At 72.0% G+C, this 24510-nt stretch carries 26 protein-coding genes; 15 read left to right on the forward strand and 11 right to left on the reverse strand.

The window, feature by feature from the left end:
• The first annotated feature begins 25 nt into the window (after positions 1–25).
• Positions 26–649 (forward strand): helix-turn-helix domain-containing protein, encoded by a 624-nt coding sequence (locus ABIC61_RS14080; protein ID WP_502908814.1) that lies wholly within the window; start codon positions 26–28, stop codon positions 647–649.
• On the opposite strand, the gene ABIC61_RS14085 is transcribed toward ABIC61_RS14080, so the two are convergent.
• Positions 646–1299: a hypothetical protein gene (locus tag ABIC61_RS14085; RefSeq protein ID WP_354030412.1), complete on the reverse strand. Its 654-nt coding sequence runs from the start codon at positions 1297–1299 to the stop codon at positions 646–648. The genes ABIC61_RS14080 and ABIC61_RS14085 overlap by 4 nt on opposite strands.
• A gap of 165 nt (positions 1300–1464) precedes the next feature.
• Here ABIC61_RS14085 and ABIC61_RS14090 point away from each other — a divergent pair, with 165 nt between their 5' ends.
• Complete coding sequence (locus tag ABIC61_RS14090) at positions 1465–1659, forward strand: hypothetical protein (RefSeq protein ID WP_354030413.1); 195 nt, start codon at positions 1465–1467, stop codon at positions 1657–1659.
• A 9-nt stretch (positions 1660–1668) separates the two neighbouring features.
• Here ABIC61_RS14090 and ABIC61_RS14095 read toward each other — a convergent pair whose 3' ends face one another.
• The 7 genes from ABIC61_RS14095 to ABIC61_RS14125 all read right to left on the reverse strand — a co-directional run bounded on the left by ABIC61_RS14095 (position 1669) and on the right by ABIC61_RS14125 (position 10432).
• The gene (locus tag ABIC61_RS14095; protein WP_354030414.1) at positions 1669–2433 is read right to left on the reverse strand and encodes a glycosyltransferase family 2 protein; all 765 of its coding nucleotides are present in this window, start codon (positions 2431–2433) and stop codon (positions 1669–1671) included.
• A gap of 223 nt (positions 2434–2656) precedes the next feature.
• Entirely contained in the window at positions 2657–3847 is a 1191-nt protein-coding gene (locus ABIC61_RS14100; RefSeq protein WP_354030415.1) for an aminotransferase-like domain-containing protein, read from the reverse strand.
• 10 nt (positions 3848–3857) lie between these two features.
• Positions 3858–5474 (reverse strand): dipeptide ABC transporter ATP-binding protein, encoded by a 1617-nt coding sequence (locus tag ABIC61_RS14105; RefSeq protein ID WP_354030416.1) that lies wholly within the window; start codon positions 5472–5474, stop codon positions 3858–3860.
• The gene (locus ABIC61_RS14110; protein WP_354030417.1) at positions 5471–6337 is read right to left on the reverse strand and encodes an ABC transporter permease; all 867 of its coding nucleotides are present in this window, start codon (positions 6335–6337) and stop codon (positions 5471–5473) included. Before ABIC61_RS14110 ends, ABIC61_RS14105 begins: the two co-directional genes overlap by 4 nt.
• Positions 6334–7314, reverse strand: coding sequence for an ABC transporter permease (locus ABIC61_RS14115; protein WP_354030418.1), 981 nt, complete (start codon positions 7312–7314; stop codon positions 6334–6336). The genes ABIC61_RS14110 and ABIC61_RS14115 overlap by 4 nt, the downstream gene beginning before the upstream one ends.
• Before the next feature lie 2 nt (positions 7315–7316).
• Positions 7317–8960 carry an ABC transporter substrate-binding protein gene (locus tag ABIC61_RS14120; protein WP_354030419.1) on the reverse strand — a complete coding sequence of 548 codons (1644 nt, stop codon included), beginning with the start codon at positions 8958–8960 and terminating at the stop codon, positions 7317–7319.
• A gap of 53 nt (positions 8961–9013) precedes the next feature.
• The gene (locus ABIC61_RS14125; protein ID WP_354030420.1) at positions 9014–10432 is read right to left on the reverse strand and encodes an FAD-binding oxidoreductase; all 1419 of its coding nucleotides are present in this window, start codon (positions 10430–10432) and stop codon (positions 9014–9016) included.
• A 198-nt stretch (positions 10433–10630) separates the two neighbouring features.
• Here ABIC61_RS14125 and ABIC61_RS14130 point away from each other — a divergent pair, with 198 nt between their 5' ends.
• Genes ABIC61_RS14130 through ABIC61_RS14160 form a run of 7 tightly spaced genes read left to right on the forward strand, consistent with a single transcriptional unit; the run spans position 10631 to position 15855 of the window.
• Complete coding sequence (locus ABIC61_RS14130; protein WP_144756559.1) at positions 10631–11062, forward strand: MarR family winged helix-turn-helix transcriptional regulator; 432 nt, start codon at positions 10631–10633, stop codon at positions 11060–11062.
• A gap of 57 nt (positions 11063–11119) precedes the next feature.
• A complete protein-coding gene (locus ABIC61_RS14135) occupies positions 11120–11761 on the forward strand; it encodes an MBL fold metallo-hydrolase (protein ID WP_354030421.1) in 642 nt (213 codons plus the stop codon).
• Between the two features lie 54 nt (positions 11762–11815).
• Positions 11816–12505 (forward strand): HAD family hydrolase, encoded by a 690-nt coding sequence (locus ABIC61_RS14140; protein WP_354030422.1) that lies wholly within the window; start codon positions 11816–11818, stop codon positions 12503–12505.
• Positions 12502–13014 (forward strand): VOC family protein, encoded by a 513-nt coding sequence (locus ABIC61_RS14145; protein WP_354030423.1) that lies wholly within the window; start codon positions 12502–12504, stop codon positions 13012–13014. The genes ABIC61_RS14140 and ABIC61_RS14145 overlap by 4 nt, the downstream gene beginning before the upstream one ends.
• Positions 13015–13028: 14 nt before the next feature.
• Positions 13029–13511 carry a GNAT family N-acetyltransferase gene (locus tag ABIC61_RS14150; RefSeq protein ID WP_354030424.1) on the forward strand — a complete coding sequence of 161 codons (483 nt, stop codon included), beginning with the start codon at positions 13029–13031 and terminating at the stop codon, positions 13509–13511.
• Between the two features lie 47 nt (positions 13512–13558).
• The gene (locus ABIC61_RS14155; RefSeq protein WP_354030425.1) at positions 13559–14179 is read left to right on the forward strand and encodes a TetR/AcrR family transcriptional regulator; all 621 of its coding nucleotides are present in this window, start codon (positions 13559–13561) and stop codon (positions 14177–14179) included.
• Positions 14176–15855, forward strand: coding sequence for an MDR family MFS transporter (locus tag ABIC61_RS14160; RefSeq protein ID WP_354030426.1), 1680 nt, complete (start codon positions 14176–14178; stop codon positions 15853–15855). Before ABIC61_RS14155 ends, ABIC61_RS14160 begins: the two co-directional genes overlap by 4 nt.
• A 234-nt stretch (positions 15856–16089) precedes the next feature.
• On the opposite strand, the gene ABIC61_RS14165 is transcribed toward ABIC61_RS14160, so the two are convergent.
• Entirely contained in the window at positions 16090–17088 is a 999-nt protein-coding gene (locus ABIC61_RS14165) for a LacI family DNA-binding transcriptional regulator (protein WP_354030427.1), read from the reverse strand.
• 188 nt (positions 17089–17276) lie between these two features.
• Between ABIC61_RS14165 and uriH the strand changes: the two genes are divergently transcribed.
• The 6 genes from uriH to ABIC61_RS14195 are packed head-to-tail and all read left to right on the forward strand — an operon-like array spanning position 17277 to position 22824.
• Positions 17277–18272, forward strand: a complete 996-nt coding sequence (gene uriH, locus ABIC61_RS14170; RefSeq protein WP_354030428.1) for a uridine-preferring nucleoside hydrolase UriH — start codon at positions 17277–17279, stop codon at positions 18270–18272.
• Between the two features lie 5 nt (positions 18273–18277).
• Complete coding sequence (gene uriT, locus ABIC61_RS14175; protein WP_354030429.1) at positions 18278–19687, forward strand: uridine transporter UriT; 1410 nt, start codon at positions 18278–18280, stop codon at positions 19685–19687.
• Complete coding sequence (locus ABIC61_RS14180) at positions 19684–20541, forward strand: ribokinase (protein WP_354030430.1); 858 nt, start codon at positions 19684–19686, stop codon at positions 20539–20541. Before uriT ends, ABIC61_RS14180 begins: the two co-directional genes overlap by 4 nt.
• 53 nt (positions 20542–20594) lie before the next feature.
• Positions 20595–21530 carry a Ppx/GppA family phosphatase gene (locus ABIC61_RS14185; protein ID WP_354030431.1) on the forward strand — a complete coding sequence of 312 codons (936 nt, stop codon included), beginning with the start codon at positions 20595–20597 and terminating at the stop codon, positions 21528–21530.
• A gap of 53 nt (positions 21531–21583) precedes the next feature.
• Positions 21584–22243, forward strand: coding sequence for a DUF998 domain-containing protein (locus ABIC61_RS14190; RefSeq protein ID WP_354030432.1), 660 nt, complete (start codon positions 21584–21586; stop codon positions 22241–22243).
• The gene (locus ABIC61_RS14195) at positions 22240–22824 is read left to right on the forward strand and encodes a TetR/AcrR family transcriptional regulator (protein WP_354030433.1); all 585 of its coding nucleotides are present in this window, start codon (positions 22240–22242) and stop codon (positions 22822–22824) included. Before ABIC61_RS14190 ends, ABIC61_RS14195 begins: the two co-directional genes overlap by 4 nt.
• Here ABIC61_RS14195 and ABIC61_RS14200 read toward each other — a convergent pair.
• Positions 22821–23444 carry an antibiotic biosynthesis monooxygenase gene (locus ABIC61_RS14200; protein ID WP_502908815.1) on the reverse strand — a complete coding sequence of 208 codons (624 nt, stop codon included), beginning with the start codon at positions 23442–23444 and terminating at the stop codon, positions 22821–22823. The genes ABIC61_RS14195 and ABIC61_RS14200 overlap by 4 nt on opposite strands.
• Positions 23445–23492: 48 nt before the next feature.
• A complete protein-coding gene (gene ku / locus ABIC61_RS14205; protein ID WP_354030435.1) occupies positions 23493–24449 on the reverse strand; it encodes a non-homologous end joining protein Ku in 957 nt (318 codons plus the stop codon).
• Positions 24450–24510 lie beyond the last annotated feature (61 nt).

The following is a 24510-nucleotide window of genomic DNA, read 5'->3' on the forward strand; positions in this document are numbered from 1 at the left end:
CAACGATGCTTGCCGACCTGGCAACATGGTCGGCATGGCACACGGCCGGGAGGAACGGATCACCCCGCGCACGACCGCCGAGGTCGTCGACGGGGTCGGCCCGCGACTGCGCGCCCTCCGGGCACACCGCAACGTCACGCTCGCGGCGCTCGCGACGGAGACGGGCATCTCGGTGTCCACGCTCTCGCGGCTCGAGTCCGGCCAGCGGAAGCCCACCCTGGAACTCCTGCTGCCGCTCGCCCGGGCGTACCAGGTGCCCCTCGACGACCTCGTCGGGGCGCCGCAGACCGGGGACCCGCGTGTGCACCTCAAGCCGGAGCTGCACGGTGGCCGTGTCGTCGTGCCGCTCACCCGGCGGACCGGGGGCGTGCGGTCGTTCAAACAGCTCTTCCCGCCGAACTCGCCCGGCGGTGAACCGTCGCTCAAGACGCACGAGGGCTACGAGTGGCTCTACGTGCTGTCCGGGCGGCTGCGGCTCGTGCTCGGCGAACACGACCTCGACCTCGGGCCCGGCGAGGTCGCGGAGTTCGACACCCACACGCCGCACTGGATCGGCAACGTGACCGACGAGGTGACCGAGGTGCTCTGCCTGTACGGCCCGCAGGGGGAGCGGGCGCACGTGCGGGCACGGCCGACCGGCCGTTCCTAGAAGGTGTGGCTGACCACGTCGTCGAGCAACCCCGAGGTCGTGACGTTCGACTGCTCGATGTGGATGCCGACGTCACCGCGCGTGTAGTAGGTGTCGCCGTCGGTGACCGGGTACTGGGCGTTCTGCGAGACCTTCTGGCAGCGGTACCCGTACCCGTCGAGGGAGCAGTCGTAGCCCGACAGCGCCGACTGCAAGTGCGGGTAGGCCTTCGTCGAGTCGACGACCGCGACCCGGATCGACAGGAACGTCGTGTCCGCCCGCGGGTCCCGCCACACGCAGTACAGCCGCTTGCCGTCCGGCTGCAGCACCGGGGTGAGGTCGTCCTTCGGGGTCTGCACCGGGTCCCCGACGACCGCCGGGTCGTTGAGCGGGGCGTCCGCGAAGGCGGTGTCCCACTTCCCGGCCGTGATGAGTCCGGAGCACGAGTCGGGGAGGCGCCCGGCGTCGTCGTCCACTCCGGGGACCGCGGTGATCGTGGACGTCGGGCGTGGAGTGGCGGTCGCCGACGCCGTCGGGCTGCTCGTGCCCCCGGCGGAGCCGGTCGTGCTCGTCGGACTGTTGCCCGCGCCTGCCGAGCCCTGCGTGCACCCCGTCAGCGCGACGCCAACGAGGACCGCCGCCGTGATCCCGATGCTGGTCCGTCGTCGCATGTCGTCCCCCTGTGCTGCGCGTCGTGGCCGCCCGGTCCGGGTGCCCGTGTTCGGATCCTAGGCTCCGGCACGGTCCGCGCCGCCGGTCGTCACCGAACCGTGTCCTGGCGCTGCGGAACCGGCAACCGCACGCCCGTAGCATCGGGGACGAACCGAGGAGGGCGCATGGGTGATCCGGACTGGGACCGGCCGTACGGTGACGACGGGTTCGCCGACCCGAAGAAGCGCGGCTGGCTGCCGACCGTCCTCATCGCCGTGTGGCGAGGGACCGTCAGTGCGCTCGCTGGTTCGCAGGGCCGTACCTGGCCGAGGCAGCTGCCCCTCGACAACCCCAACGACCCCCGCGATTACCGTCCCTGAGTCGGCGCGTCAGCGCGCGCGCCACCACCCGCTGACGGCCCGCCGCCGCGCCGCGACCCGTGCCCGCCGCGCCCACCGCCGCACCGGGTTCGCCCGTCGCCCGTTCACCCGGAACGTGTGGAACGCCCGCCGCGTCCGGAGCACCGCGGACCCGAGACCGGAGAACGGCCGCGCGGACACCTGCACCGTGAGCGCCGGATCGGCCACCACACGCCACGCGGGGTCGAGCTGCATGCTCAGGTCGACGTCGTCGTGCACCTCCGGGTCGAGCCGGTGGGCGCGGGACCGGATCGCGAGCCAGGTGTCCCGGCGTATCGCCATCGCGGACCCGAACAGCGGCGGCCGTCCGAGCGCCGCCCACATCAGGGCGAAGTACGGCCGCATGTAGACGGCGTCCCAGACCCGACCGACGACCGGGCTCCCGTCGTGCGGGCACCCGGGTCCGGTGACCGCGACCACCTCGGGGTCGTCGAGCAGCCGGAGCGCGTCGGCGATCCACCCGGGCGGCGGGACCGAGTCCGCGTCGAGCCGGACGAGTACGTCCCCGGATGCCCGGTCGTAGCCACGGGCAGAGGCCCGGGCGATGCCGCGGACCCGTTCGGTGAGCACGATCGTCCCGGCCGCCTGGGCCACCGCCGCGCTGTCGTCGCGACTGCCGTTGTCGACGACGATGACCTCGTCGGCGAGCACTGACTGCACCGCGAGGGCGTCGAGGCACCGTCGCAGGTGCACGGCGTCGTCGCGCACGGGGATGACGACGGACACGCGGAGCATCCCCCGATCCAACCCGGCGTGCCCTGGGGGTGGCCCCATGGCGGACTGGAGGCGGGGGGGCCGCCGGGCCCCCCCCCCCCCCCCCGCGGGGGGGCCCCCCCCCCCCCCCCCCCCCCCGCCCCCCCCCCCCCCCCCCCCGGGGGGGGGGGGGGGGGGGGCCCCGGGGGGGTGGGGGGGGGGGGGCCCCGCGCCCCCCCCGCCTCCCGTCCCTCTGCTGGTCACCTCACAAGCGCGCGACGGCCTGCCCCAGGCGCGTCGCCGCCAGACGCAGCCGCTCCTCGTCGACGTGGCCGTACGCGAGCCGGAGGTGCCGGTCCGCGTCGGTGCCCGGCCCGGAGGGGAAGAACCCGCCGCGCTGGTACTCGACGCCCTCGGCGCTCGCCGCCGCTGCGAGGGCGTCGGCGTCGATCCGGTCGTCGGCGATCCGCGGCCAGAGGAACAGCCCGCCGCCGGGGACGGTCGCCTCGAAGACGCCGGGGGCCGCGTCGGCGAGTGCCGAGGCGAGCGTCTCGGCGCGGGACCGGTACAGCGCGCGAGCACGGTCGAGGGTGCGGTCGAACAGGGTCTCGTCCGCGGTCACGAGCTCGCCGATGACGGCCTGCACGAACGTCGAGCTGTGCGAGTCCTGCCGGCTCCGGAGCGCGACGACGTCGCCCGCGAAGCGCTCCGGCACGACGATCCACCCCAGCCGGAGACCGGGACCGAGCGTCTTCGTGAACGTGTTGACGTGCACGACGTGCTCGGAGTGGTTGAAGGCGTCGACGGGCTCGGGGCCGTCGCCGTACCAGAGCTCGCGGTAGGGGTTGTCGGCGAACACCACGAAGTCGTGGCGCTCGGCGAGGGCGACAAGGCGCTCCCGTTCGTCGGCCGGCAGCGTGCCCTGCGTCGGGTTGTGGAAGTCCGGCACGGTGTAGAGCGCACGAGGTCGGGCGCCGGCCTCCAGCTCGCGTTCGAGGGCGTCGAGGTCGAGTCCGTCGGGACCCACCGGGATCGGCAGTGTCCGTGCGTCGGACAGTTCCAGCCCGCGGAGGAACAGCGGGAACACCGGGTTGTCGACCGCCACGAGGTCACCGCGCTCGAGGACGACCTGGATCGCCAGGGCGAGGCCGTGGAACCCGCCGTTCGTGATCACGATCCGGTCGACGGGGACGCCCTCGCGCGCGGCGATCCACTCGCGGATCGGGGAGATGCCGGCGGTCCGCGAGTACTGCAGCGCGGGCAGGCCGGGACGGGTCAGGACGCGGGCTGTGGCCTCGGCGAGCTCGGCCGCGGGCAGCACGCCCGGGTCGGGGATGCCGCCGAGCAGCTCGATCGCGTCGGGCCGCGGGTCGCGCAGCGTCTGGTCGCCGAACCCCTTCGGCGCGGTCAACGCCCGGATGAGGGACGGCTTCGTGCTGGCGGTGGTGATCGTCATGGCTTCTCCTTCAGCTGGCTGCCGGGACGGCGTCGAGCAGGGTGCGCGTGTACTCGTGCTGCGGGTCGTGGAACACCTGCTCCACCGGCCCGGACTCGACGACCCGGCCGTGCCGCAGCACCGTGACGGTGTCCGCGACCTGCCGCACGAGGGCGAGGTCGTGCGAGACGAACAGGTAAGTCAGTCCGAGTTCCCGCTGCAGCCGTGTGAGCAGCCCGATGATCCCGGCCTGCACGGTGACGTCGAGCGCGCTCGTCGGTTCGTCCAGCACGACCACCTCGGGCCGGAGCACGAGGGCACGGGCGATCGCGACCCGCTGCCGCTGCCCGCCGGACAGGTCGGTGGGGCGGCGACGCAGGTACCGTTCGTCCAGGCCGACGGACTCGAGTGCCTCGCGGACGGCCGCCGCCCGGGAGGCGCGAGTACCGATCCGGAAGCGGTCGAGCGGTTCGCCGACGATCCGTCGGACCTGCCACGTCGGGTCGAGCGACGTGAACGGGTTCTGGTAGACGAGCTGCAGCTGTCGGCGGACCCGGCGCAGCTCGGCCCTCGAGCGCCCGTGCACCTCGGCGCCGTCGACGGCGATGACCCCGGCGTCGGGGCGTTCGAGGCCGAGCAGCATGCGGACGGTGGTGGTCTTGCCGGAGCCGGACTCGCCGACGAGCGCGTGCGTGGTCCCGGCGCGGACATCGAACGAGACCCCGTCGACGGCCCGGACGGTGCGGTCGCCCTGGCCGTAGTGGCGGGCGACCCCGGACACCGAGACGTGCGCAGGGCGATCGGGGCTGGCGGCGGTGCGGCCGACGTCGCCGGACCGGTAGCGGTCCGGGCTGAGCGCGGGCACGTCGGCGCGCAGGAGCCGGGCGTACTCGGACTTCGGGGCGCGGAACACCTCGGCGGCGGGACCCTGCTCCTCGACGACGCCGTCCCGCAGCACGACGAGGTCGTCGGCCCGTTCGGCCGCGACGGCGAGGTCGTGCGTGATGAACAGCAGACTGATCCCCCGCTCGGCTCGGAGCTGCTGGAGCAGGTCGAGGATCCGCTTCTGGATCGTCACGTCCAGGGCGCTCGTCGGCTCGTCGGCGACGACGAGGTCCGGCTCGGGCAGGACGGTGAGGCCGATGAGCACGCGCTGGAGCATGCCGCCGGACAGCTCGTGCGGGTACGACCGCCACACCCGCTCGGGATCGGTGAGTCCGACGCGCTCGAAGACGGCGAGGACCGCGGCCCGTCGTGCCTCGGCGGTGGGGGCGTCGGCGAGGGCGGCCGCCTCGAGCGCCTGCGACCCGATCGTCCGGACCGGGTTCAGTGCGGTCGCCGGGTCCTGCGGGATGAACCCGATCCGGCGTCCGCGCAGCGCCCGGAAGCGCTGGTCGGGCAGCGTGACGAGGTCGTCGCCCGCGAAGTCCGCCGAGCCGCTGACCGTCGAACCCGCGGGCAGCAGCCCGAGCACCGCCTTCGCGATCGTCGACTTGCCCGACCCGGACTCGCCGATCAGTGCGACAGTCCGCCCGCGGCGGACCGCGAAGTCGACGCCGTGCACGACCTCGGTCCCGCCGTACGCGACCCGCAACCCACGCACCGTGAGCAGCGTGTCCACGGTGATCCGTTCCTCCAGGACCGTCATGACCGACCTGCCTTCCGCAGCCAGCGGCTGATCCGGTTCACCGAGAGCACGGTGAGGACGATGACGACCGCCGGGGCGTACACGAGCCACGGTGCCGTCGGGTACGTCTTGCCGGAGGCCACCAGGAGCCCCCAGTCCGACGCGGGTGGGGCGTCGCCGTAGCCGAGGAAGGCGAGCGACGCGATCACGAGGATCGACGTGCCGAGGTTGAGCACGGCCAGCGCGAGCACCGACCGGTACGCGTTCGGGAGCACGTGCCGGAACAGGGCGTGGGCCCCAGAGCCGCCGACGAGGGTCGAGGCCTCGACGAACGTCGACCCCCGCGCCTTGAGCGTCTCCGCGCGGGCGAGCCGGGCGAAGGCCGCGACGGCCGAGATGCCCGTGGCGATCGCGGCGTTGATCGTGTGGAAACCGAGCGAACTGACGATGACCACCGCCAGCAGGAACCCCGGGATCGCGAGCAGGACGTCCACGACGCGCCCGAGCAGGACGTCGACCCAGCCGCGCAGGAACCCGCTCGCGAGCCCGATGAGACCACCGATCACGAGGCCGATGGCCACCGCGACCAGTGCGCTCGTCACCGAGGACGCCGTGCCGTGCACCACGCGGGCGTACAGGTCGCGGCCGAGGTAGTCGGTGCCGAACCAGTGCGCGGCCGACGGTGCCTGCAGCTTCGCGGCCGTGTCCCCGGTGACGGCGCTCTGGCCGGTGAACAGGCCGGGTGCGAGCGACCACAGCAGCACGATCACGAGCACCGCGAACGAGAGCAGCACGGTCGGTGGGACGGCCAGGCGGCGACGGCGCTCCCCCGCCCGCACCGCTGGCGTCGTGGCCACCCGGACGGTGGTGAGGTCCGCGCTCATGCCGGCACCAGCTCCGTCGCGGTGCGTACCTTCGTCGACGTCGTCCGCAGCGAGATGCGAGGGTCGAGCAACGGCGACACGAGGTCGGCGATGAGGTTCACGACCACGAACACCACCGCGGCCAGCGACACGACGGCCTGCAGCACCGGGACGTCCTGTGTCGTGACGGCCTTCTGCACGACCACGCCGATGCCGTCCCGACCGAAGATCGTCTCGGTGATCACGGACCCGCCGAGCAGTTCCCCGACGACGAGCGCCACCATCGTCACCGCGGGCAGCAGCGACGGCTTCACCAGGTGCCGGGCGAACAGGCCCGCCTTCGAGAGCCCCCGGGAGCGCGCGACGGTCGCGTACTCCTGCCGGGACTCGTGGTCGAGGTTCGCGATGAGGACCTCGGCGAGCGGTGCCGACACCGGGATCGCCAGCGTGACGGCCGCGAAGAACGTCGCCACGGGGCTGTCCGGCTCGATCACCGCGAAGGTGTGCAGCTGGAACGCGAACCACGAGATGAGCACCAGGCCGATCACGAAGTTCGGCACGGACAGGAAGAACGACGGCACCGACCGCAGCGCGTTCCGGAGCCAGGCGCCCGGGGCGTACTGCGAGCCGTACGCGATGCCGACCGCGAAGACGATCGACACGAGCAGGGCCGAGCCGGCGAGCACGAGCGTCGACGGCAACGAGCCCGCGATGACCTGTGTGACGGGCAGGTTCGACTGCAGCGAGAACCCGAGCTGTCCGACCACGAACCGGGACAGCGACAGCCAGAGCTGGAGGAGCACGGGCTGGTCGAGGCCGTAGTAGGACACGATCTTCGCGATGTCCTGCTCACTGAGGCCGCTCTGGGGGTCGCGCAGCGCGTTCGTGACCGCGTCGCCGGGCAGCACGCTGATCACCAGGAACGTGAGCACGTACGCCAGCAGGACCACGACGAGGGCCTGCGCGACCCGCAGCAGCGCGTAACGGAGGTACGACACGGCTACCGCTCGATCCAGGCGGTCGCGAAGTTCGCGTAGGCGAGGCCGTTGTACTTCGTCCCGTGCACCTTCGGCGAGATGAGGTACAGGCGCTGGACGAGCTGCACCGTGGGGACGAAGTAGCCCTGCTCGAGCACGTACTGCTGCAGTTCGGCGGCGACCTTCTTCCGGGCGGTCTCGTCCGAGGCGGTGGCCACGGCGGTGGACAGCTCGTTGAGCTTCGCGTCGCCGGTGCCGAGGCCGAACCAGTCCTCGCCGCCGTCCTGGCTGGTGAGCACGCCGGCGACCGTCCCGACGTCGACGAAGCTGCGGGAGGTCTGGTAGAGCGGCGGGTTGGATGCCTGCACCGCGGCGTACCCGGCGACGTCGACGACCTTGAGTCGGACCTTGACGCCGATCTTCGCGAGCTGCTGCGCGATCAGTTCGTCCTCGGCCTGCGTCGACGGCACGTACGGGTTGGGGGAGAGCGTGAACTCGAGGTCCTTGCCGTCCTTCGACCGGACACCGTCGGAGCCGGTCGTCCACCCGGCGTCGTCGAGCAGCTGCTCGGCGCGGTCCGGGTCGTAGGCGAGCAGCTTCGACTCGTCGGCGACCTCCGGAACGTTGCCCTGGATGAACGACGTCGCGGCCTGCCAGTCCGACGTGTAGACGGTCTTCAGGATCGCCTTCCGGTCGATGCCGATCTGGATCGCCTTGCGGACCGCGGCGTCGTTCGTCGGGAACGCGGTGGTGTCGACCTTGAAGCCGTCGGTGAACCCGAGGTACCGCGGGGTGTCGACCGTGAAGCCCTGCGACTTCAGCGAGTCGATCTCCTGCGGCTCGACGTTGAACGACACGTCCGCCTGACCCGCGACGACCGCCTGCGTCCGGACCGACTCGTCCTTGATCACCTTGTAGGTCAGGGTGTCGAGGTACGGCGCACCGGTGTGGCCGAGCGCCGCGGGCCCCCAGTCGTAGTCCTTCCGCTTCGCCAGGACGTACTCCTCGCCCTCCTTGACCGACTTCACCGTGAACGGCCCGGAGCCGATCTCCTTCGACAGGTCGGCCTGCTGGTCGACGGGCAGCGCCAGGGTCTTCGGCGACAGCAGGATCGAGCCGTGGTACCCGAGCGTCGGGATGAACCCGAGGGCGGGCGACGAGAAGTCGACCTGGACGGTGTGGTCGTCGGTCGCCTTCGCCCCGATGAAGGTGCTCGACGGGAAGAGGCCCACCTTGCTGATGCCCCGTTCGGCGTCGCCGTGGGCCCAGAGGTCGATGTTGTCGACCACGGCCTGGGCGTCGAGCGCGGTGCCGTCCGAGAAAGTCACGCCCTTCTCGAGGTGCAGCGTGAAGTGCTTCGCGTCGTCGGACTGGTCCCAGCTCGTGGCGATCCACGGGCTGGTCTTCCCCTTCGCGTCGACGTACACGAGCTTGTCGGTGATCTCGCCCCAGAGGTTGCCCTCGTAGCTCGAGATCGCGCTCTTGCTCGACACGAACCCGTTGTCGTAGCCCTGGATGAGGAAGGTGAGGTTGCCGCCCTCGACGGGCTTGCCGTCCGACGTCGACGATGCCTGCGAGCCCGACGAGCACGCGGTGAGGACGAGGGCCGCCGCAGCGGCGATCGCGAGACCGGCGAGGGGCCGGCGCCAGCGGGGTGAATCGGTCATGGGGGTTCCTGTCAGGGTCGGGTGGAGCGCGGGTCGGTTCCGGGTGGAGCGGGTCAGATGGCCTTGCCGGGGTTGAGCAGCCCGGCCGGGTCGAGGGCGTCCTTGAGTGCCCGCTGCGCGGCGAGGTGCCGCGGCGACAGCTCGAGCGCCGCCCACTCCCGCTTCACCGTGCCGATGCCGTGCTCGCCGGTGACGGTGCCGCCGGCGGCGAGGGCGATGCGGACGAGTTCGGTCGCGGCCTCGTCGAGGGCAGCCGGGCGGTCGGCGGGGTCGGCGTCGCCGATGGCCCGCGTGATCGCGGGGTGGAGGTTCCCGTCCCCCGCGTGCGACACCGCCGAGACGCGCACGTCGAAGCGCTCCTCGAGCTCGGCGAACCGGGAGTACACGTCGCGCAGGCGGGACTTCGGTACGGCGATGTCCTCGCCGACGAACCACTGCGGTTCGGTGTGCCCGCGGCCGTGCCGGCGGAGCTCCCACAGGGCGTGGCCGTCCTCGGCGGTCTCGGCGGTCACGACGGCGCCGGACGAGGTCAGTGCCGTGGTGAGGTCGGCGGTCTGCTCGTCGATGCCGTAGCCGTCGAGCTCGACGAGCACGAGCGACGCGCCCCGGTCCCGCAGCGCGGTGCCGCTGAAGGCGTCGATCGCGGTGAGGCTCGGCTCGTCGAAGAACTCCACGACGGTGGGCCGGACGGGGGAGCGGGTGATCGCGTCGAGTCCGTCGAGCCCCGCCGACGTGCTCGGGAAGAACGCGGAGACGGTCCGGCGGGCGACCGGGATCGGCCGGAGCCGGACGATCGCGCGGACGACGATGCCGAGCACGCCCTCGGAGCCGACGAACAACGAGGTCAGGTCGAGGCCGTTGACGCCCTTGACCGACCGGTGGCCGACGGACACCAGGCTGCCGTCCGCGAGCACCACGTCGAGGCCGAGCACCGACTCCCGCGTCACGCCGTACCCCGCGCAGCGCAGGCCGCCGGCGTTCGTCGCGATGTTGCCGCCGATCGTCGAGATCTCGAAGCTGGCCGGGTCGGGTGCGTAGAACAGCCCGTACGGCTCCAGGTGGGCGTTGAGCGCCGCGTTGACGACGCCGGGTTCGACGACGGCGACCTCGTCGAGCGGAGCGACCTCGACGATGCGGTCGAGGCGCTCGGTGGACACGACGAGTTGGTCCCGGGTCGCGGTGGCGCCGCCGGAGAGTCCGGAGCCGGCACCCCGGGGCACGATCGAGACGCCGTGTTCGCCGGCGAGCCGGACGACTGCCTGCACCGCAGCGGCGTCGGACGGGAACGCCACGGCCGGCCCGTCGCCCTCGACGGGCGCACCGTTCCGGGGCGTGGTGCCGGCGTCGTACCGGTAGGCGCTCGTCGCGCGGCCGGCGGGGCGCACCTCGATGTCGGGGTGCAGGCGACCGAGCGCGTCGACCAGGTCCGCTGCGCGGTCGGTCCGGGCGGGTGCGGTGGTGGTGGTGGTCATGGGACCCGATGATCGGGTCGCCGGTGCGGGCTCCGCACGCTCGGTGACGGGTCGTGTCCCCGGGTTGCGTCGCGTTGCGTCTGGGGCCGCTGATCCGGCCTGGAGGCGCGTCACACTTCGTCGTGCAGCGGTCCGTCCGGCAGCGGGTTACGTCCGGCGTCGCCGCCGGTGCTGGGCTCCGGCGGTACGGTCGAGGGCATGACGACGACCCCGGACGACCTCGCCGAGGAGCTCCGCGAGTCGATCGGGCGGATCGTGCGGGCCACCAGGGCACTCACCGACGAGCTGCCGCAGGCGCAGAGCGCGAGCCTGGGGCTGCTCGACCGGCAGGGGCCGCAGACCATCGCGGAGCTCGCCCGTGCCCGTGGGGTGAAGCACCAGGGGCAGTCGCGGACGGTGGCGGAGCTCGAGGAGCGCGGGTTCGTCGAGCGAGGGGTCGCGGACGGCGACCGGCGGGTCTCGGTGATCCGGCTGACGGACGCCGGTCGCACGGTCATGCTGCGGGAGCGCAGCGCCCGGGCCGGGACGTTCGCGTCCGTGATCGGTTCGGAGCTGTCCGAGGCGGACCGTGCGGCGCTCGCCCGGGTGCCGGAGCTGTTCCACCGCATCGCGGCACGGCTCGAACGGTGAACGACCTCTCATCCGGATCGACCCGGAGATGTACAACACGGTTGTAGAATCGGGGGCATGGAGCTGACGAAGTACAACCACGCCACCGTCGTCCTCGAGCAGGACGGCGCCACCCTCGTCATCGACCCGGGCACGTTCACGCCGGAGGGTGCCGACCTCGCGACGGCAGCCGTCGCCGTCCTCGTGACCCACGAGCACTTCGACCACTTCGACGTCGACGCCGTCCGTGCCGCGCTCGACGCGAACGACGCGCTCGTCGTCCGTGGCCCCGCCGCGATCGTCGACCAGCTCGGCGCCCACGACGGCCGCGTCGCCGCCGTCTCCGCCGGTGACGCGTTCGAGGTCGGCCCGTTCTCCGTGCAGGTCTTCGGCGAGGAGCACGCCGTCATCCACGGCGACATCCCGACCATCGCGAACGTCGGCTACCTCGTGAACGGCGTCGTCTTCCACCCCGGTGACGCCTATCTCAAGCCCGGCGTCCCGGTGCAGACCCTGCTGCTGCCGACCAGCGGCCCGTGGACGAGCACCGCCGAGGCCGTCGACTACGTCCGCGCGGTCTCGCCGGAGCACGCCGTGCAGATCCACGAGGCGATGCTCAGCGAGCTCGGACAGCAGTCCGCCGCGCGGTTCCTCGGCCCGGACGGCCTCGGACCGGTGCCGGTGCAGATCCTGCCCGCAGGCGAGTCGATCACCGTCTGACGGACGCGGGTCGCCCCTGGGAGGCGATCCGTGCCTCCAGGCCAGGGTGGAGGGATGCCGGACGCACCCTCCACCGCTGTCCTGTTCGACATCGACGGGACCCTCGTCGACTCGAACTACGCCCACATCGACGCCTGGTGGCGCGCGTTCCTGGCGGTCGGCGAGTCCGTCGACGCCTGGCACATCCACCGGGCGATCGGCATGGACTCCGCGAAGCTGCTCGGGGAACTGCTCCCGGACGCCTCGGACGACACCCGGGGCACCGCGAAGCAGTACCACTCGGCGTACTTCGCCGAGCACCAGCCGCGGCTCCGACTGCTCCCGGGGGCGCGCGAGCTCCTGCAGGCGGTCGCCGAGGCCGGGCACGCCGTGGTCCTCGCGACCAGTGCTCCGGAGAACGAGCTCGTGCGGCTGCGGGACCTGCTGGACGCCGAGCGGTGGATCGCGGCCGTGACGAGCTCCGAGGACGTCGAGCAGGCGAAACCAGACCCCGGGATCATCCAGGTCGCGCTCCGCAAGGCCGGCGTCGACGCCGACGCCGCGGTCATGGTGGGCGACGCGATGTGGGACGTCGAGTCGTCCGGCCGCGTCGGCGTGACCTGCGTCGGCGTGATGACCGGTGGGATCGGCGGCGACGAACTCCGCGGTGCCGGTGCGGCCGAGGTGTACGACGACGCGGCAGCGGTGCTCGCCGCGTTCCGTGCCGGCGACGGCCCGATCGCGGCGTTGGCGGAGGCCGCATGAGCGTCCGGGGCATCGACCACGTCGGCGTGACCGTGCCCGACGTCGAGGCCGCCACCGACTTCCTCGTCCGGGCCTTCGACGCCGAGGTGCTGTACGACACGCTGCGTGCCGACGAGCCGCCGAAGGAGGGGCCGGCGACCACCGGTCGTCTCGGCGTGCCCGGTACCGCTCGTGAGGTCCGGATCCGGATGCTCGCCCTGCCCGGCGGTCCGGGCATCGAGCTGTTCGCGTTCGACCACGTCGACCAGGACGACCCCGCGGTGCCGTCGGACCTGGGCTGGCAGCACCTCGCGCTGTACGTCGACGACCTCGACGCCACCCTCGAGCGGGTCGTCACCGCCGGGGCCACCGCGCTGGGGGAGCCGCGACCGCTGCCGGGCCCCGAGGCCGGAGACCGCAACCGGTTCGTCTACGTCCGCACGCCGTGGGGGAGCACCGTCGAACTCCTGACCTACCCGGACCCGCAGCCCTACGAGGAGCAGACGTCGCGCCGACGCTGGCATCCGTGACAGGATCGTCCGTCGTGATCACGATCGAACGCGCCGCGTGGGAGGACCCCCGAGGAGTGGCGCTCCGCGCCCGCATGGACGAGGAGATGCACGAGCGCTACGGCGCGTCGAACGGCGACGAGGACCCGGCGGTGACGGCCGAGCGTGGCCGGGCGCTCGCCGTGGACCCGGCGACGATCATCACCTCGCTGCTCGCGATCGACGAGGACGGCGAGGCCCTCGGGCACATCGCCGTCCGACGACTCGGCGACGAGGTCGAGCTGAAGCGCCTCATCGTGCTCGCCGCCGCGCGGGGCAAGGGTGCGGCGACCGCCCTGCTCGCCGAGGGGGAGCAGGTCGCACGGGAGCAGGGGGCGGAGCGGCTCATCCTGCAGACGGGCGACAAGCAGCCCGAGGCCGTGGCGCTCTACGAGAAGACCGGCTGGACGCGGATCCCGGTGTACGAGCCCTACGCCGCGACGATGCCGTGGTCGTTCTGCTTCGAGAAGGCGCTGTAACCCGACCTCTCGTTGCACTTTCAGGTACAGAGTGCAATTCTTGCTCGGTGAGCACCACCGAACGCACCCGCGCGCTGCGCCGACGCATGATCGTCGAAGCGCGCCGTTCGACAGTCGAGCACGGGCTGCACGGCTTCACGATCGAGCAGCTCTGCGAGACCGTCGGGGTGTCCCGGCGCACGTTCTTCAACCACTTCGCGTCGAAGGACGACGCCGTGCTCGGCATCGAGATCAACGCCGACGTCGAGGCGATCGACGAGTACGCCGCGGGCGGGATCGTCCCCGGCGACCTCGACCCGCTCGACTCGATCGTCGCGCTGGCGATCGACCAGTTCCACCGCGTCGGCATCGACCGTGCGGACGAGGCCCTCGTCCGTCGGGTGTTCGAGCGGGAGCCGGCGCTCGTCGCCCGGTTCCTCTCCGCGACCGACGTGCAGCTCGCCCGGATCACCGAGGCCGTGCGGCAGCGATTCGGCTGGGGCGACCCCGCTGACCGACGTGCACGGCTGGTCACCGAGGCGGCGGCCGCACTGCTCAAGGTCACCGCCGAGACGTTCTTCGACGACGCCTTCGACGAAGCGACCGGGCCGCCGTTCGACGAGCTGCTCACCACGAACCTCCGCCTGCTGAGGGCGGCCATCACGACCGGACAGGACACCACTCCATGAGCGCCACCGCGCCGGGCACGACCAAGCGTGCTCGCCCAGGCTCCGACGGGCCGCTGCTCCTCACGCAGCGCCGGATCTGGATCATCTTCTCCGCGCTCATCGCGGGGATGCTGCTCTCCAGCCTCGACCAGACCATCGTCTCCACGGCGATGCCCACCATCGTCGGCGAGCTCGGCGGCGTCGCGCACCAGGCGTGGCTGACGACCGGGTACCTCCTCGCCTCGACCATCGTGATGCCCGTGTACGGCAAGTTCGGCGACGTCCTCGGTCGCCGCAACCTGTTCCTCATCGCGATCGCCCTGTTCACGATCGCGTCCGCAGGCTGTGCCTTCGCCGGCGACTTCACGCAGCTCGTCGTGTTCCGTGCGATGCAGGGCCTCGGCGGTGGCGGTCTGATGATCCTGTCGCAGGCGATCATCGCCGACATCGTGCCGGCTTCCCAGCGCGGCAAGTACCTCGGCCCGCTCGGCGCGATCTTCGGCCTGTCGGCGATCGGCGGCCCGCTGCTCGGCGGCTTCTTCGTCGACCACCTCACCTGGAACTGGGCGTTCTACATCAACATCCCGGTCGGCATCGCGGCGTTCTTCGTCGCCTGGTTCGCGCTCACGCTGCCGAGCAAGAAGGCGACGAAGCGCATCGACGTGCTCGGCGTGCTGTTCATGTCCGCCGCGACGACGTGCCTCGTGTTCTTCTCGGAGTTCGGCGGCAGCAAGGACCACGGCTGGGACGTCCCCGAGACCTGGGCCTGGTTCGCCGGTCTCGTCGTGTCGGCCGCGCTCCTCGTTCTCGTCGAGTCGCGTGCGGCGGACCCGGTCCTGCCGCTGTCGTTCTTCAAGAACCGGACCTTCCTGCTCGCGACCGGCATCGGCCTCGTGCTCGGCATCGGCATGTTCGCGGCGATCGGCTTCGTCCCGACGTTCCTGCAGATGGCATCGGGCACCTCGGCCGCGGTCTCGGGTCTGCTGATGCTGCCGATGATGGTCGGCCTGATCGGCACCTCGATCGCGTCCGGCAACCTGATCACGAAGACCGGCCGCTACCGGATGTTCCCGATCATCGGCACGATCCTCGTCGCCCTCGCGATGCTGGCCATGACCCAGCTCGCGGCAGACACCCCGATCTGGCTGATCTGCGCGTACCTGTTCGTCTTCGGTGCGGGCCTCGGCCTCATCATGCAGGTGGTCGTCCTCGTGGCGCAGAACGCCGTGCCGGCCGAGCAGGTGGGCACCGCGACGTCGACGAACAACTACTTCCGTGAGGTCGGCGCCTCCCTCGGCACCGCCGTGTTCGGAGCGCTCTTCACGGCCCGGCTCACGACGTCGCTCACCGACGTGTTCCGCGGTGCCGGTGGTTCGGCGACCGATGCCGCGTCGTCGGCGGGCAGCATCGACCCCGCGACGGTGGCGAAGCTGCCCGAGGCCGTGCAGGACGGCATCGTGAACGCGTACGCCGACTCGCTGGCGCCGGTGTTCTGGTACCTGCTGCCGTTCATCGCGGTGGCGTTCCTGCTCGCCCTGTTCCTGCCGCAGATCAAGCTCTCCGACACGGCCGGCATGGTCGCCCGCGGCGAGGCGGTCGGCGGTGACGAGGCCGACGAGCTCGAGCGTGCGCAGCGCGCGGGCCACGCGGCTCCGGCCGCGGAGCAGGCCGCGTCGGCGGAGCAAGCCGACCGGTAGGCCGGCCCGCCCACCTTCGCGAAAGCGACAGTTCTCCGCGGAACATCCGCGGAGAACTGTCGCTTTCGCGGTCTCGCCGGTCCCCATCCGCGGGATCTGTCGCCTTGGCGGGGTGGTCGCGACCACCGCCGGCCTGGAGGCGCGGGGCGGCCCCGCACCGTGCCTCCAGGCCGCCGCTCCACGCGCCCACGGCCCCGTCGTCGCTTTTCGGGACAGGAACCGCGGCGCGGCGCGCTACGCGCCCGTGCTCGCGCGGCGCACGAGCCGCGCGGGCAGCACGGCGGCCTCGGGCGCGGTGCCGTCGAGCGTCGCGAGCAGCCGCAGCGCCGCTGCGCGGCCGAGGTCCGCGCCCGGGAGCGCGACGCTCGTCAGGGCCGGCGCGGTGACCGAGGACGACGGCAGGTCGTCGAAGCCGGCGACCGCCAGCTCCCCGGGGACCGCGATGCCGAGCCGCCCGGCGACCCGGAGCACCCCGTACGCCAGGGTGTCGGCGGCCGCGACGACCGCCGTGACGTCGTCGTCCTGCCAGGCCTCGAGGACGTGCTCCGTCGCCGATGCCGCAGCGTCCACCGTGAGGTCGGCCCGGGCGGTGACCTCGGAGACCTCGATGCCGACCGCGGCGCACTCCTGCTCGAAGAGCTCCCGACGGACGCCGAACGTCGCCGCCCGCGAGGTCCCGTCGAGGTAGCCGACCCGCCGGTGCCCGCGCTCGTGCAGGTGCGCGACGAGTTCGTGCACGCCGGGGGAGAGGTCGTAGTTGACGGCCTCCTCGCCACCGGGAGCGTCGAGCAGCACCACGGGCACGGTGGCGGTCATGGCCTCGCCGGCGGCCGGGGCGTCGACGAGGATCCCCGCCGGCCGGAGTCGTTCGAAGCGCCGGACGTCCGCGGCCACGGGCTGCGCGCCGCGTTCGGTCACGGAGAGCACGAGCTGGAAGCGGTCGCCGACGGTGTCCCGCACGCCACGGATGACCTCGGCGAAGAACGGGTTCGACAGGTCCGGGGCGATGAGGACGACGAGGTCGCCGGAACCCCGCGCCAGGGAGCTCGCCGCGTGGTCGACCACGTAGCCGAGGGCGTCGACGGCGTCGCGCACCCGTGTGGCGATCGGCTCGGAGACCCGCCCGCGCTCCTTGCCGTTCACGACGAGGGAGACGGTGGCGATGCTCGTGCCGGCGCGCTCGGCCACCATCGCTGCGGTCACACGGCGGCCGGGAGCGGCGGAGGATGGCACCCGACGATGCTACCGACCGGCGGTGCGCGAGGCCGGGCGCCGCGTCGGGACGTGCCGCTCTGACTTGACGTCAAACGCTTGACGTGTTCTGATGTCAAACGCTTGACGTGCCGCGGGAGCTGATCCTCCGCCGCGGACCCCCACCACGTCGGGCCCAGACCTCATCCCCGAAGAAGTGGAGCACGCCCGTGCCCGAGAAGATCATCCTCGACTGCGACCCCGGCCACGACGACGCCGTCGCCATCCTGCTGGCCCACGGCAACCCGGACATCGAGCTCCTGGCCGTGACCACCGTCGTCGGGAACCAGACGCTCCCGAAGGTCACCCGCAACGCCCTCGCCGTCGCCCGCATCGCCGGGATCACCGGGGTGCCGTTCGCAGCCGGCGCCGACCGCCCGCTGCTGCGCGAGATCGAGGTCGCGCCGGACATCCACGGCGAGAGCGGTCTCGACGGTCCGATGCTCCCGGAGCCGTCGTTCGAGCTGGACGATCGGCACGCGGTCGACCTCATCATCGAGACGGTCATGGCGCACGAGCCCGGCACCGTCACCCTCGTGCCGACCGGTGGCCTGACGAACATCGCCCTCGCGGCCCGCAAGGAGCCCCGCATCGTCGAGCGCGTCAAGCAGGTCGTGCTCATGGGCGGCGGCGTGCACGTCGGCAACTGGAGCCCGGTCGCCGAGTTCAACATCGTCATCGACCCCGAGGCCGCCTCGATCGTCTTCGACGCGGGCTGGGACGTCGTCATGGTCGGCCTCGACCTGACGCACCAGGCGCTCGCCACCCCGGAGGTCGCCGCGCGCATCGCCGCCGTCGGCACCGCGCCGGCCGCGTTCGTCGGCGAACTGCTCGACTTCTTCGGCCAGACGTACAAGGACGCCCAGGGCTTCGACGCCCCGCCCGTGCACGACCCCTGCGCCGTCGCGTACGTCATCGACCCGACCGTCGTCCGTGCCGTGAAGGTCCCGATCCACATCGAGACGCAGGGCACCCTGACCCTCGGCATGACGGTCGCCGACTTCCGCGCGCCCGCGCCGGAGGACTGCCGCACGAGCGCCGCGATGGAGCTCGACCACGGCCGGTTCTGGGACCTCGTGGTCGATGCCCTCGAGCGCATCGGCGAGACCCCGGACACGGGCTGGACCCCTCGGACCGCAACCACCACGACCACCACGGAGCACTGACCCCCATGACCACCACATCGACGAAGAAGTCGATCGGCGCCCTCACCGCCGCGCTCCTCGCTGCCTGCATCGCGTTCCAGCTCAACGCGAGCATGCTCAGCCCCGCCCTGGTCACGATGGCGCGCGAGCTGCACACCGACGACGCCACGATCGGCCTGTCGCAGACGCTGTTCTTCACCCTGGCCGCGCTGTTCTCGCTGTTCCTGCCGCGCCTGTCCGACATCGTCGGTCGCAAGCGCGTCCTGCTCGGCATGCTCGCGGTGATGCTCGTCGGCAGCGTGGTCGCCGCCCTCGCGGTCAACGTGCCGATGCTGTTCGTCGGTCGCATGATCCAGGGCGTGACCGGTCCGGTCGTGCCGATCGGGCTGCTCATCCTCCGCAACGAGATCGCCGACCCGAAGCGCTACGGCGCCGCGCTCGGCCTGCTCACCGCGGTGAACGGCGGCATCGCCGGCGTCGACGCCCTGGCCGGTGGCTGGATCGCGACGCACTTCGGGTTCCGCGGGATCTTCTGGGTCATCGCGATCGTCACGGTCATCGCGGCGGTCATGGTCGCGGCCTGGGGTGTCGAGTCGAAGCCGTCGGCCGGCACCCGGATGGACTGGTGGGGTGTTCTCCCGCTCGTCATCAGCGTCGGTGCACTCCTCACCGCGTTCAACGAGGCGGGCAAGCTCGCCGCGGCGAACTGGGGGCTCGTGGTCGGCGGGATCGTGCTGGCACTCGTGGCCTTCGGCGTCTTCTGGGCGGTCGAGTCGCGGGTGCGCGAGCCGCTCGTCGAGACGCGGTTCCTCAAGCGCCGTGCGACCTGGGCGCTCCTCGTCACGACCCTGCTCACCATGACGGGTGTGTTCGCCGTCGTGAACGGCCTCGTCACGAGCCTCGCGCAGAACCGGGACGCGGGCTTCGGCATGGAGGCCGACCTCGCCTCGCTCGCGTTCCTCACCCCGTACGCGCTGGTCGGCTGGGTCGTCGGACCGTTCGCCGGCCGGCTCGCACCGACGCTCGGCTACCGCGCCGTGCTGCGCGTCGGTCTCGTCGGCAGCATCGTCGCCACCGTGGTCATGGCACTGGTCGGCGTGCACTCGCTGCCGGTGCTCATCGCGGCGACGGTCCTGATCGGCATCACCTACGCCGGCATCGCGAACATCATCCTGAACGGCCTCGGCATCGTGCTCTCGCCGGAGTCGAACCCGGGCTTCCTGCCCGGTCTCAACGCGGGTGCGTTCAACCTCGGTGCCGGCATCAGCTTCGCCGTCCTGCCGGCCCTGCAGATCGCGCTCGGGACCGGCGGGTCCGCGGGCACCGCCGGCTACTCCGGTGGCATGCTGCTCGGTGCCGTCATCACCTGCGCGGCACTCGCCACGTCCTTCCTCATCCCGCGCCCGGCCTCGGCCGAGACAGGAGCCGCCGCATGACCGGCATCGTCGTCGTGGGGAGCCTCAACGCGGACCTCGTGGTCCGCACGGAGCGCTTCCCGAAGCCCGGTGAGACCCTCCAGGGGTCCGACCTCGCCATCCTGCCGGGGGGCAAGTCCGCCAACCAGGCAGTGGCTGCCGGGAGGCTCGGGGGCACGGTGCGCATGATCGGTGCGGTCGGCGACGACGGGAACGGTGCACTGCTCCGCGACTCCGTCGCGGCGGCGGGTGTCGACACGACGCACATCGCCGTCCGGGAGGGCGTGGCCACCGGCACCGCCGTCATCACGGTCGACGGCGCGGGGGAGAACACCATCGTGATCTCCGCCGGCGCGAACGGCACGCTGACCCCTTCGGACGTGCCGTCGGATGCCTTCCAGGGCGCCGGTGTGCTCGGGCTCTGCCTCGAGGTCTCGATCGACGTCGTCCTCGCCGCCGCCCGGGCCGCTCGTGCCGCGGGCGTCACGGTGCTGACGAACCTCTCCCCGTTCGGTGCCGTACCGGCCGAGCTCCTCGAGCTGACCGACGTGCTGCTGGTGAACGAGCACGAGGCAGCCGAGCTCGGGGACCACGGTGTCAAGCGGTCGATCGTGACCCGGGGTGGCGCGGGCTGCACCGTGCACGACGGCGACGACGATCCGGTGTCGATCGACGCCGTGCGGGTCGAGCCGGTCGACACGACGGGCTGCGGCGACGCGTTCATGGGTGCGGTCGCGCTGCGGCTCGCGGCGGGGGACGCCCTCGTCGACGCGGCTCGGTTCGCCGTCGGTGTCGGGGCGTACGCCGCGACGAAGGCGGGCGCACAAGCGTCGTACCCGACCACCGCGGAACTGGAGTCGTTCCTGGCCCGGTGATCCTCCCTGCGGGCTCGGCCATCACGGGCCCTACGCGCCGGTATTCTGCATGCATGCGCGTGGGAGTCCTCGACATCGGGTCCAACACCGGCCACCTCCTGGTGGTCGACGCCCACGGCGGCGCGGCGCCGCTGCCGGCGTCGTCGTTCAAGCAGCCGCTCCGGCTCGCCGAGCACCTCGACGACGCCGGTGCGGTGACGGAGGCGGGCGTCGAGGCACTGACCGCGTTCGTCGCCGATGCCGTCCGCGTCGCCGAGGAACGCGGGTGCGAGGACATGCTCGCGTTCGCGACCTCCGCGGTGCGCGACGCGGTGAACTCCGAGGCCGTCCTGGCCCACGTCGAGTCGGCCACCGGCGTCGAGCTCGCCGTGCTCTCCGGCGAGGACGAAGCGCGCCTGACGTTCCTCGCCGTCCGGCGGTGGTTCGGCTGGTCGGCCGGGCGGCTCGCGGTGTTCGACATCGGTGGCGGGTCGCTCGAGATCGCCGGCGGTGGCGACGAGGCCCCCGACGTGGCGTGGTCGATGCCGATCGGTGCCGCTCGGCTCGCCCGCTCGTACTTCGCCGCGGGGACCCCCACCGAGGACGACGTCCGCCGGATCCGCCACGAGATCCGGGTCGAGATCGCCCGCGATGCCGGGCTCCTCCTGCGCGCCGGGCGGCCGGACCGTGCCGTCGCCACCTCGAAGACCTTCCGCTCGATCGCCCGGATCTGCGGCGCCGCGCCGTCCGGTGCCGGGCCGCTCGTGCCGCGCGCCCTCGACGGGGAGGTACTGCGGACGAAGCTGCCGTCGCTGCTCACGATGTCGGTGGCCGAGCTGGCTGAGCTCCCGGGGGTCTCGCCGAGCCGGGCACACCAGGTCGTCCCGGGAGCGCTCGTCGCCGAGGCGTGCCTGGACATCTTCGACCTGCCCGCGCTGGAGATCTGCCCGTGGGCGCTCCGCGAGGGCGTGATCCTGGAGCGGCTCGACCAGCTGAGCGTCCTGGGCTGAGCCCCAGATTTGACCGTTATGGTCACAGTATGACCAAAACGGACACTCGCGGTATGGGCCTCTCAGCGCTCCTCTGGATCCTCGGCGGCGTCGGCTGGCTGACCGGCGAGGCGATCACCGCCGCCGCGTACCCGCGCTACAGCTACGCCACGAACTACATCTCGGACCTCGGGGTGCCCGAGGTCGGGTCCTTCCAGGGCCGGGCGATCGACTCTCCGCTGCACGCCGTCATGAACACGACGTTCATCGGGCACGGGATCCTGTTCGGCCTGGCCGGGGTGCTCGTCGCGGTCCTCGTCCGGTCGGCGTCCAGCCGGGTCCGGGCGGCGGTCGGGGTCCTCGCCGCGCTGCACTTCGTCGGCATCCTGCTCGTCGGGCTGTTCCACGGCAGCGAGGCGAGCGTCGAGAGCGGTGCGATCGTGCTGCACGTGAGCGGGGCTGCGGTGGCGATCCTGAGCGGCAACGTCCTGGCGATCGTGGCGGGCACCGGGTCCTCCGCGCTGCGGGCTCCCCGGGCCTACCGGGTCGTGAGCGTCGTGCTCGGCGTCGTCGGCATCGTGTCGCTCGTGATGCTCCTGGTGGACTCGTCGTCGAGCGTCGTCGACGTGTTCCCCGACGGAGTGTGGGAGCGTGCTTCCGTGTACACGATCGTGGCGTGGGAGCTCATGACGGGCGTGACCCTGGCGGTGTCGTCGCTGCGGGGTCGCGGATGACCCCGCGCCGGGGCAGGCCGTCCAGCGAGGAGATCGACCGCGACGTCCTCGACATCACCGCCGGACTCATCGCCCGGCGTGGGATCAAGGACACCGCGGTGCAGGCCGTCGCGGACCAGGCCGGGTACTCGAAGGCCGGCATCCTCGCGCGGTTCACGAACAAGGAGTCGCTCGTCGACGCGGCACTGGCGCAGTGCACCGCGCAGACCGAGGTGATCCGGGCGGCCGTGTCGGAGGTCCCCGCCGGACCAGACCGTGACGCCGCCGCACTGGCCGGCATCACGGACCTCGCACTCACCCGACCCGGCTGGGCGGAACTCGCTCTCGCCGCGTTCACGCTCCGTCGGGGCGACGACGTCGGCATCCGGCTCGAACCCGTCGCCCGGGCGCTCCTCGCCGCGTTCGGCATCGACATGGAGCATGCCGACGCCACGTCGCTCGAGCGTCGGGCCCGGGTCTCCGGCGCCTTCGGCGCGATCGCCATGCTCGCGCTGACCTACGAGACCGAGGCGTCGGCCACCGAGGCACGGCCGTACGTGCTCCGGGTCGGCTGGAGCGCGCTCGGGCACGACCGGGTCTAGGCGCGCTGCACCGCCCGCACGGCGCGCGGGGGTGCGAGCAGCCACGGGCGGATCATCCGGGTGACGAAGGGGAGCACCCAGAACGTCATGATGGGGGTGAGCACGAGCGTCGTCACGAGCACCCGGGGCAGCACGGGCAGGTGGCCGAACGCGGGGACCAGCCAGCCGACCAGGTACGTGAAGGCCAGGTTCACCGGGAAGAACCCGAGCCAGATGCTCACCGCCTGCTTCCACCGCGGCGGAGCGCTCGACGCCGGGGCATCGGCCGGGGCGTCGAACCAGCCCTCGATCCCGGTGCGCTTCTCGACGCGGGACTCCACCACGAGGTCACGGCCGAGGTCGAGCCACCGCAGCCGGTCGTCGGAGTTCTCCCACGTGGCGAGGGAGTCGTGGTCGGCGAACCGGTACAGCATGTGCCACTCGCGGCTCGTCGCGTGCGATCGCACCCACCCCGAGCCGAGGAAGCCCGGGTAGCGGTTCGCGAGGTTCACGCCGGACTGCACCCACCGGGTGACGTCGGGGATCCGTTCGGGTTCGACCAGGCGGGTGATGGAGACGGTGACGGGCGGGCCATCGGTCGCGGGTGGCGACGACAAGGCCCCAGGCTCTTCTGGAGTCATGTGCCAAGTCTGGCGGACGCGTGTTTCCGCCTCGTGTCGCGGGTCCGGCTAGCTCGCCTGCTTCTTCGCGGCGGGCTTCTTGGCAGGGGCCTTCTTCGCCGGCGTCTTCTTCGCCGGTGCCTTCTTGGCGGGCGCCTTCTTCGGTGACTCGTCTGCCGTGGACTCGTTCTTCGCGGAACCGGACCCGCTCCGGGAACGCGACCCCGTGCCTCCAGACCGCTTCTTGTCCACGGACGCCCGCAGGGCGGCCATCAGGTCGATGACGTCACCACCTTCGCCATCGTCGTCCTCGTCCGTCTGTTCACCGAAGGTCTTCTCGGTGTCGATGTCGTCGCCGGCCTCGAGCTTCGCGTCGATGAGCTGCTGCAGCTCCGCCTGGTACGAGTCGGTGTAGCGGTCGGGGTCGAAGTCCGTCGACATGCTGTCGACGAGCGAGGACGACATCTTCAGCTCGGTCGGGCTGACCTTGACGGACGTGTCGAGGGCCTTCAAGTCCGCAGCGCGCACCTCGTCACCCCAGAGCAGGCCCTGCAGGAGGATGACCTCGTCGTTCACCCGGAGGACGCCGAGCCGGGTCTTCTGGCGCAGGGTGAACTGCACGATCGCCAGCCGGTCGGTCTTCGCCAGGGTCTCGCGCAGCAGCACGTACGCCTTCGGGGAGCGCGAATCGGGCTCGAGGTAGTACGACTTCTCGAACATCATCGGATCGACCTGCTCGACCGGCACGAACTCGAGGACCTCGATCTCGTGGGACTGCTCCTCGGGGAGCTTCTTGAAGTCGTCCGCCGTCAGCACCACCGTCTTGTCGCCGTCGTCGTAGGCGCGCTGGATGTCTGCGTACTCGACCTCGTGGCCGAATTCGCACACGCGCTTGTACCGGATGCGGCCCTTGTCCTCGTCGTGGACCTGGTGGAGCGAGACGTCGTGGGTCTCGGTGGCCGCGTAGACCTTGATGGGCACGTTGACGAGCCCGAACGCGATGGAGCCCTTCCAGATCGACCTCATGGGCACATGATGCCCGTGTCTGCACAGGAGCGCCCGCAGCCGACGGGTTCTCCACAGTTCC

It is taken from the genome of Curtobacterium sp. 1544 (assembly GCF_040544915.1).
GTDB classification, from domain to species: domain Bacteria; phylum Actinomycetota; class Actinomycetes; order Actinomycetales; family Microbacteriaceae; genus Curtobacterium; species Curtobacterium pusillum_C.